Below are 21084 nucleotides of genomic sequence, written 5' to 3' on the forward strand. Positions count from 1 at the left end.
CGGGGCTTTTTCCATTCGTGGAACCGATCAGACCTCGGTTTCCCCTTGCACGGGGGGCGTTCCGCGCGGCACATCGGACGTCTCGATCACCGCATCCTCGTCGCCCGGACGCTTTGGCGCCTGACGTGCGATCAGGCGATAGAACATCGGAATGAAGAAGGTTGCGATGAAGGTCGCCGCCAACATGCCGCCGATAACGCCCGTGCCGATGGAGTGACGGCTTGCGGAACCCGCGCCCGTGCTGATTGCCAGAGGCACCACGCCGAGGATGAAGGCCAGCGAGGTCATGACAATCGGACGGAAGCGCAGGCGGGCCGCCGAAGCCGCAGCCTCGATCGCCGATTTGCCCGTCTCCCTCTCCAGCACGGCGAACTCCACGATCAGGATCGCATTCTTCGCCGCGAGACCTATGAGCGTTACCAGACCGATCTGGAAATAGACGTCGTTCGTCAGACCGCGCAGATCCGTCGCCAAGAGAGCCCCGAAAATGGCGAAAGGCACCGCCGTGATGACGGCAAGCGGCAGGCTCCAGCGTTCATATTGCGCGGCAAGGATCAGGAACACCATGACGAGGCCGAAGATCATGGCCTGCGTGCCCGTGCCACTGGTCGTCACTTCCTGATATGCCGAGCCGGTCCATGCGATCTGGTAGCCTTGCGGGAGCACTTCCGCCGCCACTTCCTGCATCGCCTTGATCGCATCGCCCGACGTGAAGCCGGGAGCCGGATTGCCGGTGACCTTGGCTGCATTGAAGGCGTTGAAACGTTCGAGCTGGTCGGGACCGACGATACGCTTGACGGTCACGAGCGCGTCAAGCGGGATCATGCTGCCGGAATTGGCGCGCACGAACACATGCTTGAGATCGCTCGGATCGCGGCGGAACTCGGCCTCCGACTGCAGATTGACCTGATAGTTGCGGCCGAACAGCGTGAAGTCGTTCACGTAGAGGCTGCCGAAGGTCGCCTGCATGGCGGTGAACACGGAGTTGATAGGCACGCCCAGCGCCTTCGCCTTCTCGCGATCCAGCCGGATATCGTATTGCGGAACGTTCGGGTCGAATGTCGTGCGGACACCCTGAAGCTCCGGCCGCTTCGCCGCCGCATCCGTGATGAGCTTGGTGGCGCGCGTCAGCGACTCCACGCCACCGCCGGTGCGATCCTGAACATAGAGTTCGAAACCGCCCGTCGTGCTGAGGCCCATGATCGGCGGCGGGTTGAAAGCCAGCACCATCCCGTCCTTGATGCCCGCGTTCATACCCATGATCGCACCGGGAAGATTGCGCGCGTCGGTTTCGGGCGTCGTGCGTTCCTTCCAGTCCTTGAGCATGATGAACATCGTGCCGGCACTGGTCTTCAGACCGCCGGACAGGAGGTCGAAGCCGGACACGGCAAACACGCTTTCCACGGCCGGGCTTTTGCGGATGTTGGCGCTCGCCTGGTCGAGGACTGCCGTCGTGCGTTCAAGCGAAGCCGCCGGAGGAAGCACGGCGACGCTGAACAGGAAGCCCTGGTCTTCATCCGGCAACAGCGATCCCGGCACCTTGTCGAACAGATAATATGTACCGCCAAGAAGGCCGGCAAACAGAACGAGGCCGATTGCCGCCCGCTTCAGGAAAAAGCGCACACCCCGGGTATAACCGTCCGTCACCCGCTCGAAGAAGCGGTTGAAGATGCGGAACGGCAGCATCGGTTCACGATGCCCCGGCTTCAGGATCAGCGCGCAGAGCGCCGGTGTCAGCGTCAAAGCCACAAGGCCGGACAGCGTCACGGAGATCGCGATGGTAACGGCGAACTGTTTGTACATTTCGCCGACGAGACCGCCCATGAAGGCCACCGGGATAAACACCGCGCAGAGCACGAGAACAATTGCGACGACCGGTCCGGTCACTTCGCTCATGGCCTTGATGGCGGCCTTGCGCGGCGACAGTTTCTCGGTCGTCATGATGCGTTCGACGTTTTCCAGCACCACGATGGCGTCATCCACCACGATACCGATTGCCAGAACCAGACCGAACAAGGTCAGGAGGTTGATGGAGAAACCAAGCACATACATGCCCGCGAACGTACCGATGATGGAGATCGGCACTGCGATGATCGGGATGAGCGTGGCGCGCCAGTTCTGCAGGAAGATGAACACCACCAGAACCACGAGGATGATTGCCTCGATGAAGGTATGAACCACTTCCTCGATGGAAACCTTGATGAACTTCGTCGTGTCGAAGGGGATCGAATAGTCGATACCCGCCGGGAAACTCGCCTTCAGCTCGTCCATACGGCTCTGGATGAGTTCCATCGTGTTGAGCGCGTTCGCGCCCGGCTGGAGATAGATCGCGATCGGCACAGCGGATGTGCCGTTGAGGTTACTGTCGACGAGATAGCTCTCCGTACCGAGTTCTACGCGTGCAACGTCCTTGAGGCGGAGCGTCGCCGCATTCGAGCTCGAACGAAGAATGATGTTCTCGAAGGCCGCAGCATCCGGCAGACGTCCCTGCGTCGTGGCCGTGTAGGTGAACGGTCCCGCCTGCGGGTCCGGCTGGTCGCCGAAACGACCGGCGGCGAACTGGGCGTTCTGTTCCTGGATCGCCGCGGATACGTCGCTTGGCGTCAGGTTGTACTGGGCGAGCTTGTCGGGGCGCAGCCAGACACGCATCGAATATTCGATATTGCCGAGAAGCTGCACGTCGCCGACGCCTTGCAGGCGCTTGAGATCGTCCACCACGTTCAGGAGCGCATAGTTACCGACATAGGTGCGGTCGTAGCGATCGCTGTCGGAGAACATGGCAACCATGCCGAGGATGGTCGTCGACCGTTTGTCGACGGTCACGCCGAGGCGCTGCACTTCCTGAGGCAGTGACGAGGTCGCGCGCTGCGCGCGGTTGTTGACGTTGATCGTGGCCTGATCGGGATCGGTGCCCAAAGCGAAGGTCACGGTGAGCTGCATCGTGCCGCTGCCGAGGCTCGAGGACTGCATGTAAAGCATGTTCTCGACGCCGTTGATCTGCTGTTCCAGGGGAGCGGCGACCGTCTGCGCCACGGTTTCCGCGCTCGCACCCGGATAGGTGGCGCTGACAACCACCTGCGGCGGCGTCAGTTCGGGATACTGTGCGATCGGCAGAATCCGGATACAGATCAGGCCTGCCAGAACGAGCACAATGGATATGACCGCCGCGAAAACGGGGCGGTCGACGAAAAACCTGTTCATTGTTTGCCTGCCGCCTGTTCTTTGCCAGCTTCAGCACCGGCCTTTCCGGAGGATGCCTGATCGCCTGTTTCGCCCGCTGCTTCGGTCGCCGCTTCCGTCGCCGCTTCCGTCGCATTGACCGGACGTCCGGGGGCTGCCTTGATCAGCCCTTCGGTTATCACCCGGTCGCCCGGATTGAGACCTTCGGAGACCAGCCATGCGTCGCTGAGTTCGCGCGCCACCGTTATGGGGCGCACTTCGACCATATTGTCCTTGTTGACCACATAGACGAACTCGGTCTGCGGGCCCTGAAGAAGCGCGGCCTTCGGAATCGTGATCGCATTCTTGACCTCGATACCCAGAATGACGGCGCGCACGAACTGGCCCGGAATGAGACGGCGCTCCGGGTTTTCCACGACGGCGCGAGCGCCGAGCGTTCCCGTCTCGGTGTCGAGCGAGGAAGACGTGAAGTCGATGGTGCCTTCATGATCGTAGGCACGCCCGTCGCCGAACAGGATCTTGATCTTGAGACGGTCGGCATCTTCGCCCGTTGCACCGCGTTCAGCGCGCAGCCGATCGATCTCGGCGGCTTCCGTATCGGTGAAGGAGAAGTTCACATAAACCGGATCGAGCTGCATGATCGAGGTCAGCAAGCTGGAGGACGCGTCCGTGCCGATGAGGCTGCCTTCGTTCACCTGCTCAAGACTGGTGATGCCGCTGATGGGAGCCGTGACCCTGGTATAGCTCAGATTGAGTTCCGCCGTGCGTAGCTGCGCCTTGGCGGCCGCCACCGATGCCTTGTTCAGATCGCGCGTCGCGAAGGCGGAATCGCGTACAGCCGTGCTCTGCACCTTCTGCTGGACCAGTTGCTCGGCGCGCTCCGCATCGCGGATCGACTGCTGATACTGGGCTTGTGCCTGCGCGACCTGGGCCTGCGCCTTTTCAAGCTCGGCTTCATAAGGCGCGGGGTCGATCTCGAACAGGACATCGCCAGCCTTCACCTCGGTACCTTCGGTGAAGTTGCGGTGCAGGAGGATGCCGCCGACGCGGGCACGCACCTGCACATCGCGATAGGCGCTTATGCGGGCCGCATATTCGTAGGTGACGGGCACGTCGTGCGGCTTGATAACCGTCACGGAAACCTGAGGCGGGGGCGGTGTTGCTCCGCCCGGCGCCTGCGCCAGAACGGGTTGCCCCGCAAAAACAAGAAATGCGGCCCCTGCCGCAAAAAGCCTGATCGAACGGTTCATGGTCATCGTGGGAGTTGCCCTTGCTGTCGCGCGGTGCCGCCAATTTAACATACACGTATGTTTGTAAATACGAACTACCGTGGTATAGTCAATCATCGAATGTTAGCGATCACGTATGAGTTATCCGAAGTGCGGGTAAAAAGAACCTGGGGTCAGGACCTGTTAATTTGACGGAAATGGCACCTGAAATGACAAGATATGCCTGCGTATTTCCATTGAGTTTCGCCGAAGCAGCAGATCGCCAGTTTCCGGCCTTGGCATTTCGGTGTCCGAAGGATGTGGTCTATCCGCCCGGCTATCATGTTGAAAAGTCTCGAAAATGAACCACATTTCCTTCGCCTTTTCTCCTCGTATCCAGACGGATGGCCTCACACCATTTTCATCAAACTAACAGGTCCTGACCCCAACACAATTCACCCATTCGAGAAGAAACATGCGAAGAACGAAAGCGGAGGCCGCTGAAACCAGGGAAGCCATCCTGATAGCCGCCGAGCAGGTTTTCCTGGAGCGCGGCGTCAGTCAGTCTACACTGGCGCAGATCGCCTGTCATGCCGGAGTGACCCGAGGCGCCATTTATTTCCATTTCCATGACAAGTCTGAAATCATCAAGACGATCATTGGCAGCGTCCGCTTTCCGCAGGAAGAAATCATGCTTCAGGCGGCGGCCTGCGATCACCCCAACCCGATGCAGATACTGGAACAGTCGATCATCTCGGCACTTCAGCTTTTTGCGACCGATGAACGGCAGCAGAATATCTTCATCATCATAAACCAGCGCTGTGAGTTCGTCGGTGAGATGGCGTCGATCATCGATCGCCTGCGGGAAGCCCGCGACAATGCGCTTGGACTTTTTTCGGGTCTGCTCGATGTTGCGGCACGCCGTGGCGAGCTTGCGAAAGAATGGACGTCGGATACGGCGGCACAGGTGCTGCTCGCCGTGCTGAGTGGACTTCTCAACGAATGGCTCCAGGGAGACAAGCGCTTCGACCTTGTAACCTATGGTGGAAAAGCCATTACGACGCTGGTTCGCTCGCTCAGGAGCCAGCGCCCCGCGCCGGGCGAAAACGCCGCCACATAAGGTTGCACGGAACATTCAAACAATTTTGATTGCGACCCGCCAAAATTGGGAAAGCCTTCAGTCATTTTTTAATTTACGCTTACGTCAATGTAACTCTTGCGAACAGAATGAAACTCGACCACATTGACAACCGAGGAGACGGTCTGGAAACGGACCATCCGGGAGAGACAGCGAGGGGCTGTCGCCCATGAGGACGGAGCGATCCGGGGAGAAGAAATGGCGAAGAAAACAACTGGACACAGCGCACCCGCAACCAGGTCGGCAACCGAACAACCGGGAGACGGCGCAGCGCCTGCACCCGAAAAAATCTGGCTGAAGTCCTATCCCGCGGGCGTACCGCACGAAATCGATATCAGCGCGACGACATCGATCGGCGACATGATTGCTGGCGCTTGCAGGCAATATCCCGCAAATCCGGCATTCACCTGCATGGGCAAGGATCTCTCCTATCGGGAACTGGACGCGCATTCCCGCGCGCTTGCGGCATGGCTTCAGTCGCGCGGTCTCGTCAAAGGCGACCGTGTTGCGGTGATGATGCCGAATATCTTGCAATATCCGATTGCTTTTACCGCGATACTGCGCGCCGGTTTTGTCGTGGTGAATGTCAATCCCCTCTATACGCCGCGCGAACTGGCGCATCAGTTGAACGATTCGGGAGCGAAGGCGCTGATCGTTCTGGAAAATTTCGCCGCGACAGTGGAAAAAACGCTCCCCTCCCTCAACGTGCCCAATATCGTCGTCGCCTCGATGGGAGACATGCACGGTTTCAAGGGCAACATAATCAATCTCGTGGTGCGCCGCGTGAAGAAGATGGTGCCTGCCTGGAACATTCCGGGGCATGTTCGCTTCAAGGATGCGCTGGCGCAGGGGCGCTCGCGGTCGTTCGATCCCGTGCCCGTACAGGGGTCCGATCTTGCCTTTCTGCAATATACAGGCGGCACGACAGGCATTTCCAAGGGGGCCATGCTCACCCACAGCAACATTCTCGCCAATGTCGAGCAGATGAATATCTGGATGGAAGTGGCTTTCCGAAACAAGGGCAGGCCGAAGGCCATGAACTTTGTCTGCGCACTGCCGCTCTATCATATTTTCGCGCTCACCGTGAACGCGATGATCGGCATCAAGCTTGGCGCGCGGAACATTCTCATTCCCAATCCGCGCGATATTCCCGGTTTCGTCAAGGAACTGAAGAAATATCCGTTCCACATCTTTCCGGGCCTCAACACCCTGTTCAACGGCCTGATGAACAATCCCGATTTCCAGAAACTCGATTTCAAACCGCTTATCCTGACGCTTGGCGGCGGCATGGCCGTGCAGCGTCCCGTTGCCGAGCGCTGGCAGCAGATGACCGGCTGTCATGTCACGGAAGGCTACGGTCTTTCGGAAACCTCCCCGGTTGCCTGCGCCAATGCGCTCGACGCGACGGAGTTTTCCGGCACAATCGGCCTGCCAATGCCCTCGACCGACGTCGCCATCCGCGATGACGACGGCAACAACCTGCCATTGGGTGAAGTCGGCGAGATTTGCGTCCGGGGTCCGCAGGTCATGAAGGGCTACTGGAACCGCCCGGAGGAAACCGCATACGCAATCATGCCGGACGGCTTCTTTCGCACAGGCGACATGGGGTTCATGGATGAACGCGGCTATACGAAGATCGTGGACCGCAAGAAGGACATGATCCTGGTTTCAGGCTTCAACGTCTATCCGAACGAAATCGAGGAAGTTGCGGCCAGCCATCCCGGCGTTGTGGAATCGGCCGCCATCGGCATTCCCAATGAGCATTCGGGCGAGGTCGTAAAGCTCTTCGTCGTTCGCCGGGATGAAAACCTCACGGAGGAAGACGTGAAGGCATTCTGTGCCGGGCGCCTTACGAACTACAAGCGCCCGCGTGAGGTCGAATTCCGCGAATCCCTGCCGAAGAGCAATGTGGGCAAGATTCTGCGACGCGAACTGCGCGATTGAAATCGGTCTCGCAGCACCGGTCCGGTTGAACAGGACCGGTGCTTCAAATCCTGACCGGTTTACCCCTTAAAGCCTGTTGCGTTCAGCAGGTCCGGTAAACCGGCGACCGTATCGAAAACGATATCCGCGCGCGGCTCCAGCGCTTCACGCGGGCTGTTGCCGGACAGAACCCCTATCGCCAGTCCCGCCCCGGCGGCATGGGCCGTTTCGAGATCGTGCAGGTTGTCGCCCACCATCGCGATCTCGTGCGGCTGAAGTTGCAGCTTCCCGGCGAAATAGAGCAGCGGATCGGGATAAGGCTTCGGACGCGCTGCCGTATCATAGCCGATCACCACGTCGAACAGGCTGTCCATGCCGAGCGCCCTGGCGGTGGCGTGGGCGCCCGCTTCCGAATCGTTGGTGGCAATCCCCAGCCCAAGACCCATGGCGCGCAACCGTTCCAGCGTTTCGTGCACGGCTTCGATGGCGACCGCGGACCGGGCACCCTCGGTGACGCAATAGGCGTCATACTCCTCGATCAGTTCACGCAATTGCGCGTCGCCGAGATCGGGATGCCAAAGCGAAACGATGTCCTCGACAGTACCGGCGGCGATGACGGAATTGGCGCGGAAGCGCTCGCTCAGCCAGTCGTAACCGCCGGCGTCGAGCAGGGCGCGCGCCCTCGCCTCGTCGCCTTCGGCCGACCGCTGCGCCAGTTGCCACGAAATGGAGAACCAGGTGCGATCGAAATCGATCAGCGTGCCGTCCTTGTCGAAAAGGACGGCACGGATCGCTTTCAAGCGGCCAGCGGAAAGCCGATCGCTCATGCTTCCAGCGCACCGGCGCGCTTTTTGACGGCGGACGGTTTTGCCCCAAGCAGCTTGAGCAGATCGTCGCCGCGCCGCACGTAACGCAGGGAACGGCGCGTCAGGATGCGCCCGTCCTGCGGCGCGGTGAGCGTAATATCGCCCTCCGGCTCGCCCGGTCGCGTGACGATCGTCACAAGTGCCGCGCCTGCCTTGACCTCATCGCCCGGCGCTGCATGGTAAAGCACCATGCCGCCTTCCGGCGCACGGAGCATCTCCACATGCGACAGCGGGGTCACCAGACCCTTGTATTCACTGTCGAGCCTGACATTTTCGTCACGGACGACACCGCGATGGACGAGAAACCTGTACAGTCCCTCCGCATCGCCCTTGCCCATATCTGCATAGACATCGCTCAATCCACGGAATTCCACCGTGGTCACGGCGCGGCGCTTCATATCGCGCTTGTCGGCGGGCAATTGCAGGACCGGATACGCACAGGCTTCCTCGAAAGCCGCGTCCGCCGTCGTATCCCATGCCAGGATCGCTGCGGAGTCGAGCGCGATGGCCAGATCCTTCATGTCCTCGGCAAAGTCCTCGGCGATATAAACGTAGCTCTCGCTTTCGTCGTCGCAATGAAGATCGAGCACGATGTCGTTCGGCAGGGCGAGCTTGACCAGCGTGGCCTTGAGGCGCTGCGCCAGCGCAACCGGCGCATCGGGCCCGGGAAGCTCCGACGTGTCGAAATCCGGCAGGAGCGGGAAAGCACGGTTGAAATTGGTCAGGGAAAACGCCTCGAAACGGCCAAGATGCTGATGCGCCTGCCACTGGTTCGAGCCGATGGGATTGGCCTGCGGGACAATCGTGATATTGCCAAGGACGCGCCCCTCTTCGGCAGCCTTCTTCAGCATGGGAACCAGGAAATGAAGCGCCGCCTGCCCCGGAAGCTCGGCCCCGTGAAGCGAGGACTGAAGATAGGCGCCGGGTGCATCCTTGTCCTTGCCGTCAAAGCGCAACACGCGCAGCTCGATGGCATTGCCCGGCACATCGCCGGCGAATTTTATGATCTCGGTCTTCATTTCATTTCCCATTCTATTCCTCATGAAGAGAGCCGGGTTACAAACCCGGCTCCCTTTCATTTCTAGCTTTCCAGAAAATGCGGTCAAGCTTTCCTTCGCGCATGCAGATGCGCCACGAGCCCCTGCGTCGATGCATCACGACCGCCGCTGGTTTCCTTGCCCGAGACGACCAGCAGAAGTTCGGTCGCCAGTTCCTTGCCAAGCTCGACGCCCCATTGATCGAACGCGTTGATGCCGAAAATCTGTGCCTCGACGAAAACACGATGCTCGTAGAGCGCGACCAGTCGCCCGAACGCGAACGGATCGAGCTTGTCGTGGATGAGGGTCAGCGACGGGCGATTGCCGGAGAAGACCCGGTGAGGCGCGATGCGCTCCACTTCTGTTTCGGGCATCTTCTTGGCCCGCAGCTGCGTCCTCGCCTCATCCAGGGTGCGGCCTTTCATCAAGGCTTCCGACTGCGCGAGACAGTTGGCGAGCAGCATTTCGTGCTGATGATCGAGAGGCTTTTCATGGCCCTTTGCCGCCACGATGAATTCCAGCGGGATCGTGTCGGTGCCCTGATGCAGAAGCTGGAAGAAGGCGTGCTGGCCGTTGGTGCCCGGCTCGCCCCAGACAACCGGACCCGTCGGACCGGAAACAGGACTGCCGTCAACGGTCACGCTCTTGCCGTTCGATTCCATGTCGAGTTGCTGCAGATAGGCTGGAAGACGCGCCAGACGCTGATCGTAAGGAATGATCGCGCGGCTGCCATGGCCGCAGATCGCGCGGTGCCAGTAACCGATGAGGCCGAGCCATATGGGGAGGTTTCGTTCCAGCGGCGCATCGCGAAAATGCACGTCCATGGAATGCGCCCCTGCCAGGAACTTGCGGAAATCATCCGGACCGACGGCGATCATCACCGGCAGGCCGATGGCCGACCAGACCGAATAACGTCCGCCGACCCAGTCCCAGAAACCAAAGACCCGCTCTTCGCCGATGCCGAAAGCCGCCACCTTGTCGAGCGCGGTCGAGACAGCGGCGAAATGCGCGCCCACAGCCGCCTCACCCAGTGCATCGGCAACCCATTTGCGCGCCGTCTGCGCGTTCGTCATGGTCTCGATGGTGGTGAAGGTCTTGGAAGCGATGATGACGAGCGTCGTGGCGGGATCGAGAGCGCCAAGCGTATCGGCGATATGCGCCCCGTCGATATTGGAGACGAAATGCGCTTTCGGACCGTCATGGTAGGGAGAAAGAGCCAGCGTCGCCATGACGGGACCAAGATCGGAACCGCCGATACCTATATTGACGATATCGGTGATTTTCCGGCCCGTCGCGCCGGTGATCGCACCTGAGCGGATGCCGTCGGAGAAAGCCGCCATCCGGTCCAGGACTTCCTTCACATCCGGCAGGACATTATGCCCATCGACAAGAACCTCGCTGGAAGTCGTATCGCGAAGGGCTACGTGGAGAACGGCGCGGTCCTCCGTATTGTTGATGTGCTCGCCCGCGAACATGGCAGCGCGGCGGCCTTCGACGTCGGCAGCAACGGCCAGTTCCTTGAGGAGCCCGATGGTCTCGTCGTTGACGCGGCATTTCGACCAGTCGAACAGGAGATCGTCCAGGGATAGCGAATACCGCTCAAACCGGCCGGGATCCGTTTCGAACGCCGCGCGCATATCGCGCGGGGCCGATTCCGCCCAATGCGTTTTCAGCTTTGCAACCGTCGCCTCAAGCTTCGTTGCGTCTCTTGCCATGATGCTGCTCCCGAATCAAATCGATTTAAATGCGGATATTAAGCGCTCTAGCGAAAATTTGCGGCAAATAAATTACCGAACTTCCTTTTTGGACAGAGTGTCATATACACCATATCGATCAATTTAGGATGACCACTTCGGAGTGAAGAATGGACCTGACCGGAGACGAGCGGATTGCGGCCCCGCGGCAAGCGGTGTGGGATGCGTTGAACGACATCGAAACGCTGAAATCCTGCATTCCCGGTTGCGAGGATATCGAGCGTATCTCGGAAACGGAAATACGCGCCGCCCTCAAGGTGAGCTTCGGAATCCTGAAAGTCCGCTTTCACGGCATACTCGAACTTTCGAACATGGTTCCGCCGGTATCCTATACGATTTCCGGCCATGGCGAGGGTTCCATTGCCGGCTTTGCACAGGGTGTAACCGATGTGCGTCTGGATGAGGACGGCGGTCACACGATCCTGTTCTACGTGATCCGGGGCGATGCCGGTGGCAAGGTCGCGCAGATCGGCACGAAACTGCTCGGCTCGGTCGCCCGGAAACTCGCCGACCGCTTCTTTGCCAATATTGCGGAAGCGGCGTCGAATGCCGCTGCAAAAACGGCATAATTTCATTCCAATATTCCATAGAGTGGACAGCGAGACGGCATTTCCTTTTCGCGGATATTCCAATACTTGATGAAGCAGCAACCAATATTGGGCTATCGGCATGAAACCGAGAGATATCGCGACCTATATTTTCCTCGCCGTGGCCTGGGGGCTTTCGTTCCTCGTGGTCTTGCGGGTGGTAGGGGCGTTCGGCTGGGCTGGCGCGGTGGCCTTCCGTTGCTTCATCGCAGCCGGGACCCTTTTCGCAATAGCGAAGCTGTCCCGGAGAAAACTCGATTTTCATGCGGGCTGGAAGCCGTTCGCCATTGTCGGCGCGACCACCGTTGCAGGCCAGCTCATCGGTCTCTCCTACGGCACGCCGCTGATCGGAACGGCGATGGCGGCGATCTGCGTGGCCTCCATTCCGCTTTTCTCCATGGTGATCAGCCAGCTCTGGGGTCTTGAACGCATCACTTCGCGCGGGCTCGTCGGACTTCTGCTCGGCGTGACGGGTATCGTGTGCCTCGTCGGCTTTCCCGCAGTTGCGGTTACTCCCGCCTTCGTGATGGGCTGCATCGCCGTTCTCTTTTCCTGCTTCTCAGCAGCCTTCGGCAGCAATTATGCGAGCCGCCGCCTGTCCGGAACCGGATCGTGGGAAACGACCATCGGCGCTTTTGTCTTCGGCGGCGTTCTGACCTTGCCCTTGATCCTTGCCGTTCCCGTTCCAGCCATGCCCGGATCGGGTGACTTCGCGTTTCTTCTCATTTCCGCCTGCATCATGAGCGCCCTCACCTATGTGCTCTATTTCAGGCTGGTGGGTAATGTCGGCCCGACGAAAGCCATCAGCGTCGAATTTGTCGTGACGGTCATAGCCGTTCTGGTCGGGGCGGTTTTCCTCAAGGAACAGTTGTCGGTCATACAGTTCGCCGGAGCGGCCATCATCATTACCGGCTGTGCACTGGTCCTGAGCGCGCGTCCCGCGCTGCCAGACATACTCCCCGAGCCTGAAGTTGCGGCGGAGCCGACGACGGGCGCTCTCAAATCCGATCCGCTTTGATCTTTTCCCTACTCTGATCTTTCATGCGGCCAAAGGCTCTCTCACAAGAGGCTTGCGCTCCATAATTGACCAGATGATAAAAAATTTGACCTTCTGTGAAAATCTGTCATCCTGTCATGAACGGGTGTCACGCGACGGCAAGATCGCAGCCCGGAACATAGTTGCGGCGCGCAAAGGGAACCCGCGCCGAAACGCAAGCAAAAATGGGAGATGCGATCGATGAGATCAGCAGAGAATCCGCCTATTGATGCAGTCGACAATCCGGGACACGCAAACGGACCCGATATCCGTGGGGCACGGCTTGAGAAGGCCGATTATGCCCATGTTTTCGACGATCTGCATCCGCCGCTTACCAGACATGAAGCCCTTGTCGAATCCGACCGCTGCTATTTCTGTTATGACGCGCCATGCATGAATGCCTGCCCGACGGGCATCGACATTCCGATGTTCATCCGGCAGATCAATGCGGGCAATCCGGTCGGAGCCGCGAAGACCATCCTTTCGGAAAACATTCTCGGCGGCATGTGCGCGCGCGTCTGTCCAACGGAAACGCTCTGCGAGGAAGTATGCGTTCGCGAAACCGCGGAAGGCAAACCGGTCAAGATCGGTGAATTGCAGCGCTATGCCACCGACGTGCTGATGGAAACGGGCAATCACCCGTTCAGGCGCGCACCTGAAACGGGAAAGCATATCGCCATCGTCGGCGCAGGCCCGGCAGGCATATCCGCCGCGCATCGCCTTGCGATGCTCGGCCATCAAGTGACGATTTTTGAAGCCCGCGCAAAGGGCGGCGGCCTCAACGAATACGGGATCGCGGCCTATAAGACGGTCGACGATTTTGCGCAGCGCGAACTGGAATTCGTGCTGAAAATCGGCGCGATCAATATCGAATACAACCAGACGCTCGGTCAGGACATCACCATCGAAGCGCTGAAAGCCGGCTACGATGCCGTTTTCCTCGGCATGGGTATGCCGGGCGTGAACGGTCTGGGGCTTGAAGGCGAAGAAGCTCCGAATGTGATCGATGCGGTCGATTATATTGCCGGTCTCCGGCAGGCGAAGGACCTCTCCGCCCTTCCGGTCGGACGCAACGTCATCGTCATCGGCGGCGGCATGACGGCGGTGGACGTCGCCATCCAGACCAAGAAACTCGGCGCTGAAAACGTCACCATCGTCTATCGTCGCGGGCAGGAAAGCATGAATGCCAGCCTGTATGAACAGGAACTGGCGCAAGTCCACGGAGTCGTCATCCGTCATTGGCTGCAACCCCACGCGCTTCAGGAAAATGCTGACGGAACGGTCGGTTCTGTGGTCTTCGAATATACCGCGACGGACGGCGGCAAACTGTCCGGCACCGGCGAATATCTGTCGCTGGAGGCCGATCAGCTGTTCAAGGCCATCGGGCAGAAGTTCGAGCCGGAACCGCTCGCAGGGTCGGGTATCGGCCTTTCAAGAGGGCGCATCAGCGTTGACGCGGACCGTCGCACATCCGTTGAGGGCATATGGGCGGGGGGCGACTGCGTTACGGGCGGCAAGGATCTGACCGTCGCATCGGTGGAAGACGGCAAGATTGCCGCGAAATCCATTCATGCGACACTGACCGGTCGCCCCGAAGCAATCGAGGGCTTTGCCGATGCGGTGCTTTCAGGCGGCGCTCTCCACGCACCCGCTTCGCGTGACCGCAGCGTTCATCTGGGGCAGGAACAGGGTTGAGGAGATTTAAAAATGGCTGATCTTTCGACGAATTTCCTCGGCATCAAATCGCCTAATCCCTTCTGGCTGGCATCCGCTCCGCCAACCGACAAGGCCTATAATGTCGAGCGGGCCTTCAAGGCCGGCTGGGGCGGCGTGGTCTGGAAGACGCTCGGCGCGGAAGGCCCGCCGGTGGTCAATGTCAACGGTCCGCGCTATGGCGCGATCCATGGCGCAGACCGGCGGCTGCTCGGCCTCAACAATATCGAGCTGATCACCGACCGGCCGCTGGAAGTGAACCTGCGCGAAATGAAGGAAGTGAAGATGCGCTGGCCCGACCGCGCATTGATCGCTTCGATCATGGTGCCATGCGAAGAAGAAGCGTGGAAAGCGATCCTGCCTCTGGTGGAAGAAACCGGCGCCGACGGCATCGAACTGAACTTCGGCTGTCCGCATGGCATGAGCGAACGCGGCATGGGCGCGGCGGTGGGCCAAGTGCCGGAATATGTCGGCATGGTCGTCAAATGGTGCAAGCAATATAGCCGTATGCCGGTCATCACCAAGCTGACGCCGAACATCACCGATATCCGCAAGCCCGCTCGCGCGGCTTTTGCCAACGGCACCGACGCAGTGTCATTGATCAATACGATCAATTCCATCGTGTCGGTCGATCTCGACAATATGTCGCCGGTTCCGTCCATCGACGGGCGCGGCAGTCATGGTGGCTATTGCGGTCCGGCGGTCAAGCCGATTGCGCTCAACATGGCCGCGGAAATCGCCCGCGACCCCGAAACGCCGGGCCTGCCGATTTCAGGCATCGGCGGCATCACCACATGGCGGGACGCGGCGGAGTTTATCGCACTCGGCTGCGGCACGGTTCAGGTCTGCACGGCTGCCATGACCTATGGCTTCAAGGTCGTGCAGGAAATGATCGACGGCCTGTCCGACTGGATGGACAGCAAGGGCTATCGCACCCTGGACGACTTTCAGGGCCGCGCAGTCGGTCAGGTCAGCGACTGGCAGTATCTCAACCTCAATTATGTCACCAAGGCGCGCATCGATCAGGATCTCTGCATCAAATGCGGACGCTGCCACATCGCCTGCGAGGACACCTCGCACCAGGCAATCACCAATCTGGTCAATGGCGCGCGGCATTTCGAGGTGATCGACGAGGAATGCGTCGGCTGCAATCTCTGCGTCAATGTCTGCCCTGTCGAGGACTGCATCACCATGGAGCAGATCGTCGGCTTCGATCCTCGCACCAAGTCGCCGATCCCGGACGAATATGCCAATTGGACAACCCACCCGAACAATCCGATGGCCGTGAAGGAAGCGGCGGAATGAGAGCAAACGCCGGGCAGTGCCCGGCGTTTTCATATGGTGACGCGGAGATTCTGGACGTCAAGATGACGAAACAAGGCCCTCGGAGCGCAGGGCCTGCCAGAATTCATCGGGGATCGCCTGTTCGAACCAGGTCACATTCTGCCTGATCTGCTCCGGCGAGCGGACACCGATCAGAACGGAACTGACCGCCGGGTGCATCATCGGAAACTGCATGGCGGCAGCGGCAAGCCGCACATCGAACTGATCGCAAATATCATGCAGGCGATTGGTGCGCTCGATGATTTCGGCGGGCGCGTCGGCATAGTCGAATTTCTGCTCGCTGCCTCTTGGCGCCGCCAGAATGCCGGAATTGAACACACCTGCGATGACAAGCGCCATGCCGCGCTTCTGTGCAAGCGGCAGGAACTCCCTTTCGGAAACCTGATCGAGCAGCGAATAGCGGCCCGCGAGAAGCGAGCAATCGAGATCGGCTTCATCGAGCGCATCGCGAATGACCTGCCATTCGTTCACGCCAAGGCCGAACCCCTTGATGTTTCCGGCCTCGCGCAGTTCGGTCAAAGCCCGAAAGCCGCCGCCCTTCGTCAGGGCATCCCAGTGATGGTCGTGTCTTTCGGCATGGGTCACGCGGCCAATGTCGTGCACATAGAGCAGATCGATTTCCGGAAAGCCGAGCCGCTGCTGGCTGTCGTCGAAACTGCGCATGATGCCGTCATAGCTGTAATCGAAAACCTCACGGAAATTGAGGCCATTGTGCCAGCCCGAATCGAGCGGGTTTTTCGGCGGCGCGGGCGGCAGCTTGCGCCCGGCCCGCTCATTCGTCATCAGGCGCCCCACCTTGGTGGAAACGACGGCGCGTTCGGTCTTTTCGCGCAGCATGTCGCCCAGAAGATGCTCGCTGCGGCCATAGCCGTACATGGGAGCGCTGTCGAAATAGCGGATACCGCTTTCCCATGCGACATCCAGCAATGCGGTCGCGTCGGCGCGCGAAACGGGAACGTAAAGCCCGCCCAGCGGCGCGGTCCCCAAACCGAGCGCCGTCACGGCCAGACCGGTACGGCCAAGCGTCCGTTTTTCGGAAGCCTTCAATTGCATGGGTCTCTCCTCCTTGCCGGTGCCAGACACCGTATTCCTCATCGGGCGATTGATAGGAGGAAGATCACCGAAGCGCAATCGGAAATGCCTGCACATGCGAACAGATCATTCATGTGCGAATAGAATAATCCTCGACGCAGGCTGAATGCGCGGCCAGCCAGATCAGTCGTCTTTCGCGAAACGCGCCTGAATGCCTTGCGACAGGAGGGCCACGGGTCGTGTCGTTTCACCCGGCCGGTTCCATAACAATTCCTCGATCTCGCTGGATGCCACCGGCACCTGGCCGTCCTTCAGTGTGAGATGGAACAGGTCCGCCTCGACGGTCGCGCCAACCTCGTTGGCTGCGGGCGCCGACATCCTTGCCGCGTAACGCAGCTGATCGCGGTCGATGCGAAGTCCCAGCTCTTCCTCGATCTCGCGTTCGAGACAGGTCGCCGGGTCCTCATCGTCATCGATCTTGCCGCCGGGCTGGTAAAATATCTCGCTGCCGCGCTTGCGCACGAGCAGAAAGCGTCCCGCTTCATCGCGGATGATGGCTGCTGAAATTCGAATCGTTTTCATGATGCCGGAGTCTCGCCGCGCGGGCGGATACCGTCAAGAATGATGGTGCTGATCGCCGCAGCCGTTTCTTCGTAGAAGCCCGGAGCCTCTGCCCTTGCGCCCATGACGGCCGAGACCTGCACGGAAAAATCCGAGTAATGCTGCGTCACCGCCCAGATCGTGAAAATCAGGTGATAAGGATCGACCGGCGCGATGCGCTTTTCCGCGATCCAGCGATGAATGACTGCTGCCTTTTCATCGACAAGCTGCTTCAGATGCCCTTTCAGGAAATTCGAAATCGCCGGAGCGCCGTGCAGGATTTCATTGGCGAACAGCCGGGAGGCCTCCGGTTTCTTCGCCGACATTTCCAGTTTCACCGCAATATAGCGCCGCAGTTCTTCAAGCGGATCGCCGTGCGGATCGATATGCTCGAAAGGTTCAAGCCAGGTGGCGAGCGTGTCTTCCAGCACCGTCACGTAGATGTTCTGCTTGCGCGGAAAATAATAGAGCAGGTTCGGTTTCGACATGCCCGCCTTCCCGGCGATCTGGTCCACCGTCGAGCCCCGGAAGCCGTAAGCCGAGAAAACCTCCAGCGCAGCATCCAGAATAAGCCGGCGATTGATGCCCTGAATCCGGGTTCCGCCTTCCGGCCTTTCGGTCTGCGTCTTCTCGTTTTCAGAATGATCGGCCCGTGTGTCTGAAGGGGCTGTGGTCATTTGACACCTTTCGGCAGTGTAGAATTCTCCAAAAGCGCTTGACCATATTCAAACGCTCTTCTAGCCTGCAATTTGACCAACTAGTCAAGTTTTTGTCCGCAAGGCAAGAATATTGTGGCCAGAGAGCCGGGTCACGGGAACATTATTAGCGGGTGGATACGGGCTGAAGATATACTGGCCCGGATCTGGAAACGCGTACAGAATGCGGAGGCAGAGTGCATGGTGCTCACCAGCAATCTCAGAGTCAATGGCGACCGTTTGTGGGACAGCCTTATGGACATGGCCCGGATCGGTCCCGGCGTGCGCGGCGGCAATAACCGCCAGACCCTGACCGACGAGGACGGTGAAGGTCGCAAACTGTTTCAGAGCTGGTGCGAAAAAGCCGGTCTCTCCATGGGTGTGGACACCATGGGCAATATGTTTTTCACCCGCCCCGGCGAAGATGCGGATGCCGATCCCGTCTATATGGGCAGCCATCTCGACACGCAGCCGACCGGCGGCAAGTTCGACGGTGTGCTGGGCGTGCTGGGCGGGCTGGAAGTCATGCGTTCGCTGAACGACATGAACATCAGGACCAAACGCCCCATCGTCGTGGTCAACTGGACCAATGAGGAAGGTACGCGCTTCGCGCCCGCCATGCTGGCATCCGGCGTATTCGCGGGCGTGCTGGAGCAGGAATGGGCTTACGAGCGCACCGACGCCAAGGGCAAAAAGTTCGGCGACGAGCTGGAACGCATCGGCTGGAAGGGCGACGAGCCGGTCGGCAAACGCAAAATCCATGCGATGTTCGAGCTTCATATCGAACAGGGTCCGATCCTCGAAGCGGAACACAAGGATATCGGTGTCGTCACCCATGGGCAGGGCCTCTGGTGGCTACAGGTGACACTGACCGGCAAGGAAGCCCATACGGGCTCCACGCCGATGAAGATGCGCAAGAACGCAAGCCTCGGCCTCGGCAGGATGCTGCAACTTGTCAACGGGATCGCCATGGCGCACCAGCCCGACGCAGTCGGCGGCGTGGGCCATATCGACGTCTCGCCCAATTCACGCAACGTACTTCCGGGCCAGATCGTGTTCACGGTCGATTTCCGCTCGCCCAGTCAGGCAACGCTCGACGGCATGAAGGCGCGTTTCGAGGCGGAAGCGCCGAAAATCGCGGAGGAACTGGGGATTGGCATCGAGATCGAGGTGGCCGGTCATTTTGATCCCGTGACCTTCGATACGGGCTGCGTGGAAGCGATCAGCAATGCGGCGGAACGGCTCGGCTACAGCCACCGCAACATCGTTTCGGGCGCCGGGCACGATGCGTGCTGGGTCAATCGCGTGGCGCCGACCGCGATGATCATGTGCCCCTGCGTGGACGGGCTGAGCCACAATGAAGACGAAGACATTTCGAAGGAATGGGCGTCGGCGGGAACCGACGTGCTTCTACATGCAGTATTGGAGACCGCTGAAATTGTAAGTTGATTTCGGACCTTTCCAATACTGCTACTGTTCGCAACAAAACCAAAAGGGGAACGACGAACAATGGCAAAGGTCATCAAAGGCGGAACCGTCATCACGGCTGACCGCACCTTTAAAGCCGATGTTCTCATCGAAGGCGAAAAGATTGTTGCCGTCGGCGACAATCTCTCCGGCGATGAAGTGATCGATGCATCCGGCTGCTATGTCATGCCCGGCGGCATCGACCCGCACACCCATTTGCAGATGCCCTTCATGGGCACCTATTCCTCAGACGATTTCGATACCGGCACCTCGGCAGCGCTTGCAGGCGGCACGACGATGGTGGTCGATTTCGTCCTTCCCGGCTCCGAAGGCAATCTTCTGGAGGCGCTACAGGAATGGTTCCAGAAAGCGGGCAAGGCGCGCACCGACTATTCGTTCCACATGGCCATCACCGGCTGGAACGAGCGCACCTTCAACGAAATGGCCGAGGTGGTGAAGCGCGGCATCAACACCTTCAAGCATTTCATGGCCTACAAGGGCGCGCTGATGGTGAACGACGACGAGATGTTCGCCTCGTTCCAGCGCTGCGCGGAACTGGGTGCAATGCCGCTCGTCCATGCCGAAAACGGCGATATCGTCGCACATTTGCAGGAAAAGCTGCTGGCCGAGGGCAATGACGGGCCGGAGGCCCATGCCTATTCCCGCCCACCGGAAGTAGAAGGCGAAGCCACCAATCGCGCCATCATGATCGCCGATCAGGCGGGCGTGCCGCTTTACGTGGTGCATGTTTCCTGCGAGCAGAGCCACGAAGCTATCCGCCGCGCGCGCCAGAAAGGGATGCGGGTTTTCGGCGAACCGCTGATCCAGCATCTGACGCTCGACGAAAGCGAATATCACAATCGCGACTGGGACTATGCCGCGCGGCGCGTGATGTCGCCGCCATTTCGCGACCAGCGCAATCAGGACAGCCTTTGGGCCGGGCTGGCAGCCGGAAGCCTGCAATGCGTCGCAACGGACCACTGCGCCTTCACGACCGAACAGAAACGCCACGGCATGGGCAATTTCACCAAAATCCCGAACGGAACCGGAGGGCTTGAAGAGCGGATGCCGGTATTGTGGTCGCGCGGTGTGCGAACGGGACGTCTCACGCCGAACGAATTCGTGGCGGTCACGTCCACCAACATCGCCAAGATTCTCAACATCTATCCGCAAAAGGGGGCGATACTGCCCGGCGCCGACGCGGACCTCGTCATATGGGACCCGGAAGCGACCAAAAAGGTTTCGGCCAAAACCCAGCATTCCTCCATCGATTACAATGTGTTCGAGGGGTTCGAGCTGAAGGGGCTTCCGGTCATGACGCTTTCACGCGGGCGGGTCGCCTTCAAGGAAGGCCATGTCACAGCGGAACCGGGCGACGGGCGCTTCGTCGAGCGCGAGCCGAACGGCGCGGTCAACCGTGCGCTGTCGCAATGGAAGGAAGTCGTCGCGCCTCGCAAGGTGGAGCGCAGCGCCGAACATATGCCGATAGGAGTCTGACGAAATG

16 protein-coding genes are annotated in these 21084 nt (G+C 59.8%); 8 read left to right on the top strand and 8 right to left on the bottom strand.

Annotation, left to right across the window (positions count from 1 at the left end):
• Positions 1-27 precede the first annotated feature (27 nt).
• Positions 28-3201 (bottom strand): efflux RND transporter permease subunit, encoded by a 3174-nt coding sequence (locus tag FHS76_RS10955; RefSeq protein WP_183652079.1) that lies wholly within the window; start codon positions 3199-3201, stop codon positions 28-30.
• A complete protein-coding gene (locus tag FHS76_RS10960; protein ID WP_183652082.1) occupies positions 3198-4436 on the bottom strand; it encodes an efflux RND transporter periplasmic adaptor subunit in 1239 nt (412 codons plus the stop codon). Before FHS76_RS10960 ends, FHS76_RS10955 begins: the two co-directional genes overlap by 4 nt.
• 427 nt (positions 4437-4863) lie before the next feature.
• Between FHS76_RS10960 and FHS76_RS10965 the strand changes: the two genes are divergently transcribed.
• Together FHS76_RS10965 and FHS76_RS10970 are read left to right on the top strand one after the other, a co-directional pair.
• Entirely contained in the window at positions 4864-5508 is a 645-nt protein-coding gene (locus FHS76_RS10965; protein WP_183652085.1) for a TetR family transcriptional regulator, read from the top strand.
• Between the two features lie 216 nt (positions 5509-5724).
• The gene (locus FHS76_RS10970) at positions 5725-7470 is read left to right on the top strand and encodes a long-chain fatty acid--CoA ligase (protein WP_183652088.1); all 1746 of its coding nucleotides are present in this window, start codon (positions 5725-5727) and stop codon (positions 7468-7470) included.
• A 59-nt stretch (positions 7471-7529) separates the two neighbouring features.
• Here the strand turns inward: FHS76_RS10970 and FHS76_RS10975 are convergent, their stop codons facing one another.
• From FHS76_RS10975 to pgi, 3 genes are all read right to left on the bottom strand, one after another.
• Positions 7530-8276 (bottom strand): HAD family hydrolase, encoded by a 747-nt coding sequence (locus tag FHS76_RS10975; RefSeq protein WP_183652091.1) that lies wholly within the window; start codon positions 8274-8276, stop codon positions 7530-7532.
• A complete protein-coding gene (locus FHS76_RS10980; protein ID WP_183652094.1) occupies positions 8273-9334 on the bottom strand; it encodes a M14 family metallopeptidase in 1062 nt (353 codons plus the stop codon). Before FHS76_RS10980 ends, FHS76_RS10975 begins: the two co-directional genes overlap by 4 nt.
• An 83-nt stretch (positions 9335-9417) precedes the next feature.
• Entirely contained in the window at positions 9418-11067 is a 1650-nt protein-coding gene (pgi, locus tag FHS76_RS10985) for a glucose-6-phosphate isomerase (RefSeq protein WP_183652097.1), read from the bottom strand.
• 149 nt (positions 11068-11216) lie between these two features.
• Here pgi and FHS76_RS10990 point away from each other — a divergent pair, with 149 nt between their 5' ends.
• From FHS76_RS10990 to preA, 4 genes are all read left to right on the top strand, one after another.
• Complete coding sequence (locus FHS76_RS10990; RefSeq protein WP_183652100.1) at positions 11217-11675, top strand: SRPBCC family protein; 459 nt, start codon at positions 11217-11219, stop codon at positions 11673-11675.
• Positions 11676-11775: 100 nt separating this feature from the next.
• Positions 11776-12711 carry a DMT family transporter gene (locus tag FHS76_RS10995; protein WP_183652103.1) on the top strand — a complete coding sequence of 312 codons (936 nt, stop codon included), beginning with the start codon at positions 11776-11778 and terminating at the stop codon, positions 12709-12711.
• 219 nt (positions 12712-12930) lie between these two features.
• Positions 12931-14424, top strand: coding sequence for an NAD(P)-dependent oxidoreductase (locus FHS76_RS11000; protein WP_183652106.1), 1494 nt, complete (start codon positions 12931-12933; stop codon positions 14422-14424).
• A gap of 12 nt (positions 14425-14436) precedes the next feature.
• A complete protein-coding gene (preA, locus tag FHS76_RS11005; RefSeq protein ID WP_183652109.1) occupies positions 14437-15747 on the top strand; it encodes an NAD-dependent dihydropyrimidine dehydrogenase subunit PreA in 1311 nt (436 codons plus the stop codon).
• A gap of 57 nt (positions 15748-15804) precedes the next feature.
• On the opposite strand, the gene FHS76_RS11010 is transcribed toward preA, so the two are convergent.
• The 3 genes from FHS76_RS11010 to FHS76_RS11020 all read right to left on the bottom strand — a co-directional run bounded on the left by FHS76_RS11010 (position 15805) and on the right by FHS76_RS11020 (position 18095).
• A complete protein-coding gene (locus FHS76_RS11010) occupies positions 15805-16839 on the bottom strand; it encodes an aldo/keto reductase (protein WP_183652112.1) in 1035 nt (344 codons plus the stop codon).
• A gap of 162 nt (positions 16840-17001) precedes the next feature.
• On the bottom strand, positions 17002-17400 hold the full coding sequence (locus FHS76_RS11015; RefSeq protein ID WP_183652115.1) for an NUDIX hydrolase: 399 nt from the start codon (positions 17398-17400) through the stop codon (positions 17002-17004).
• Complete coding sequence (locus FHS76_RS11020; RefSeq protein ID WP_183652118.1) at positions 17397-18095, bottom strand: TetR family transcriptional regulator C-terminal domain-containing protein; 699 nt, start codon at positions 18093-18095, stop codon at positions 17397-17399. The genes FHS76_RS11015 and FHS76_RS11020 overlap by 4 nt, the downstream gene beginning before the upstream one ends.
• 219 nt (positions 18096-18314) lie before the next feature.
• Here FHS76_RS11020 and FHS76_RS11025 point away from each other — a divergent pair, with 219 nt between their 5' ends.
• Both FHS76_RS11025 and hydA read left to right on the top strand, forming a co-directional pair.
• Complete coding sequence (locus FHS76_RS11025) at positions 18315-19562, top strand: Zn-dependent hydrolase (protein ID WP_183652121.1); 1248 nt, start codon at positions 18315-18317, stop codon at positions 19560-19562.
• A gap of 60 nt (positions 19563-19622) precedes the next feature.
• Complete coding sequence (gene hydA, locus FHS76_RS11030) at positions 19623-21077, top strand: dihydropyrimidinase (RefSeq protein ID WP_183652124.1); 1455 nt, start codon at positions 19623-19625, stop codon at positions 21075-21077.
• The last annotated feature ends 7 nt before the right edge of the window (positions 21078-21084 follow it).

Source organism: Brucella daejeonensis (assembly GCF_014199265.1).
Taxonomy (GTDB): Bacteria; Pseudomonadota; Alphaproteobacteria; order Rhizobiales; family Rhizobiaceae; genus Brucella; species Brucella daejeonensis.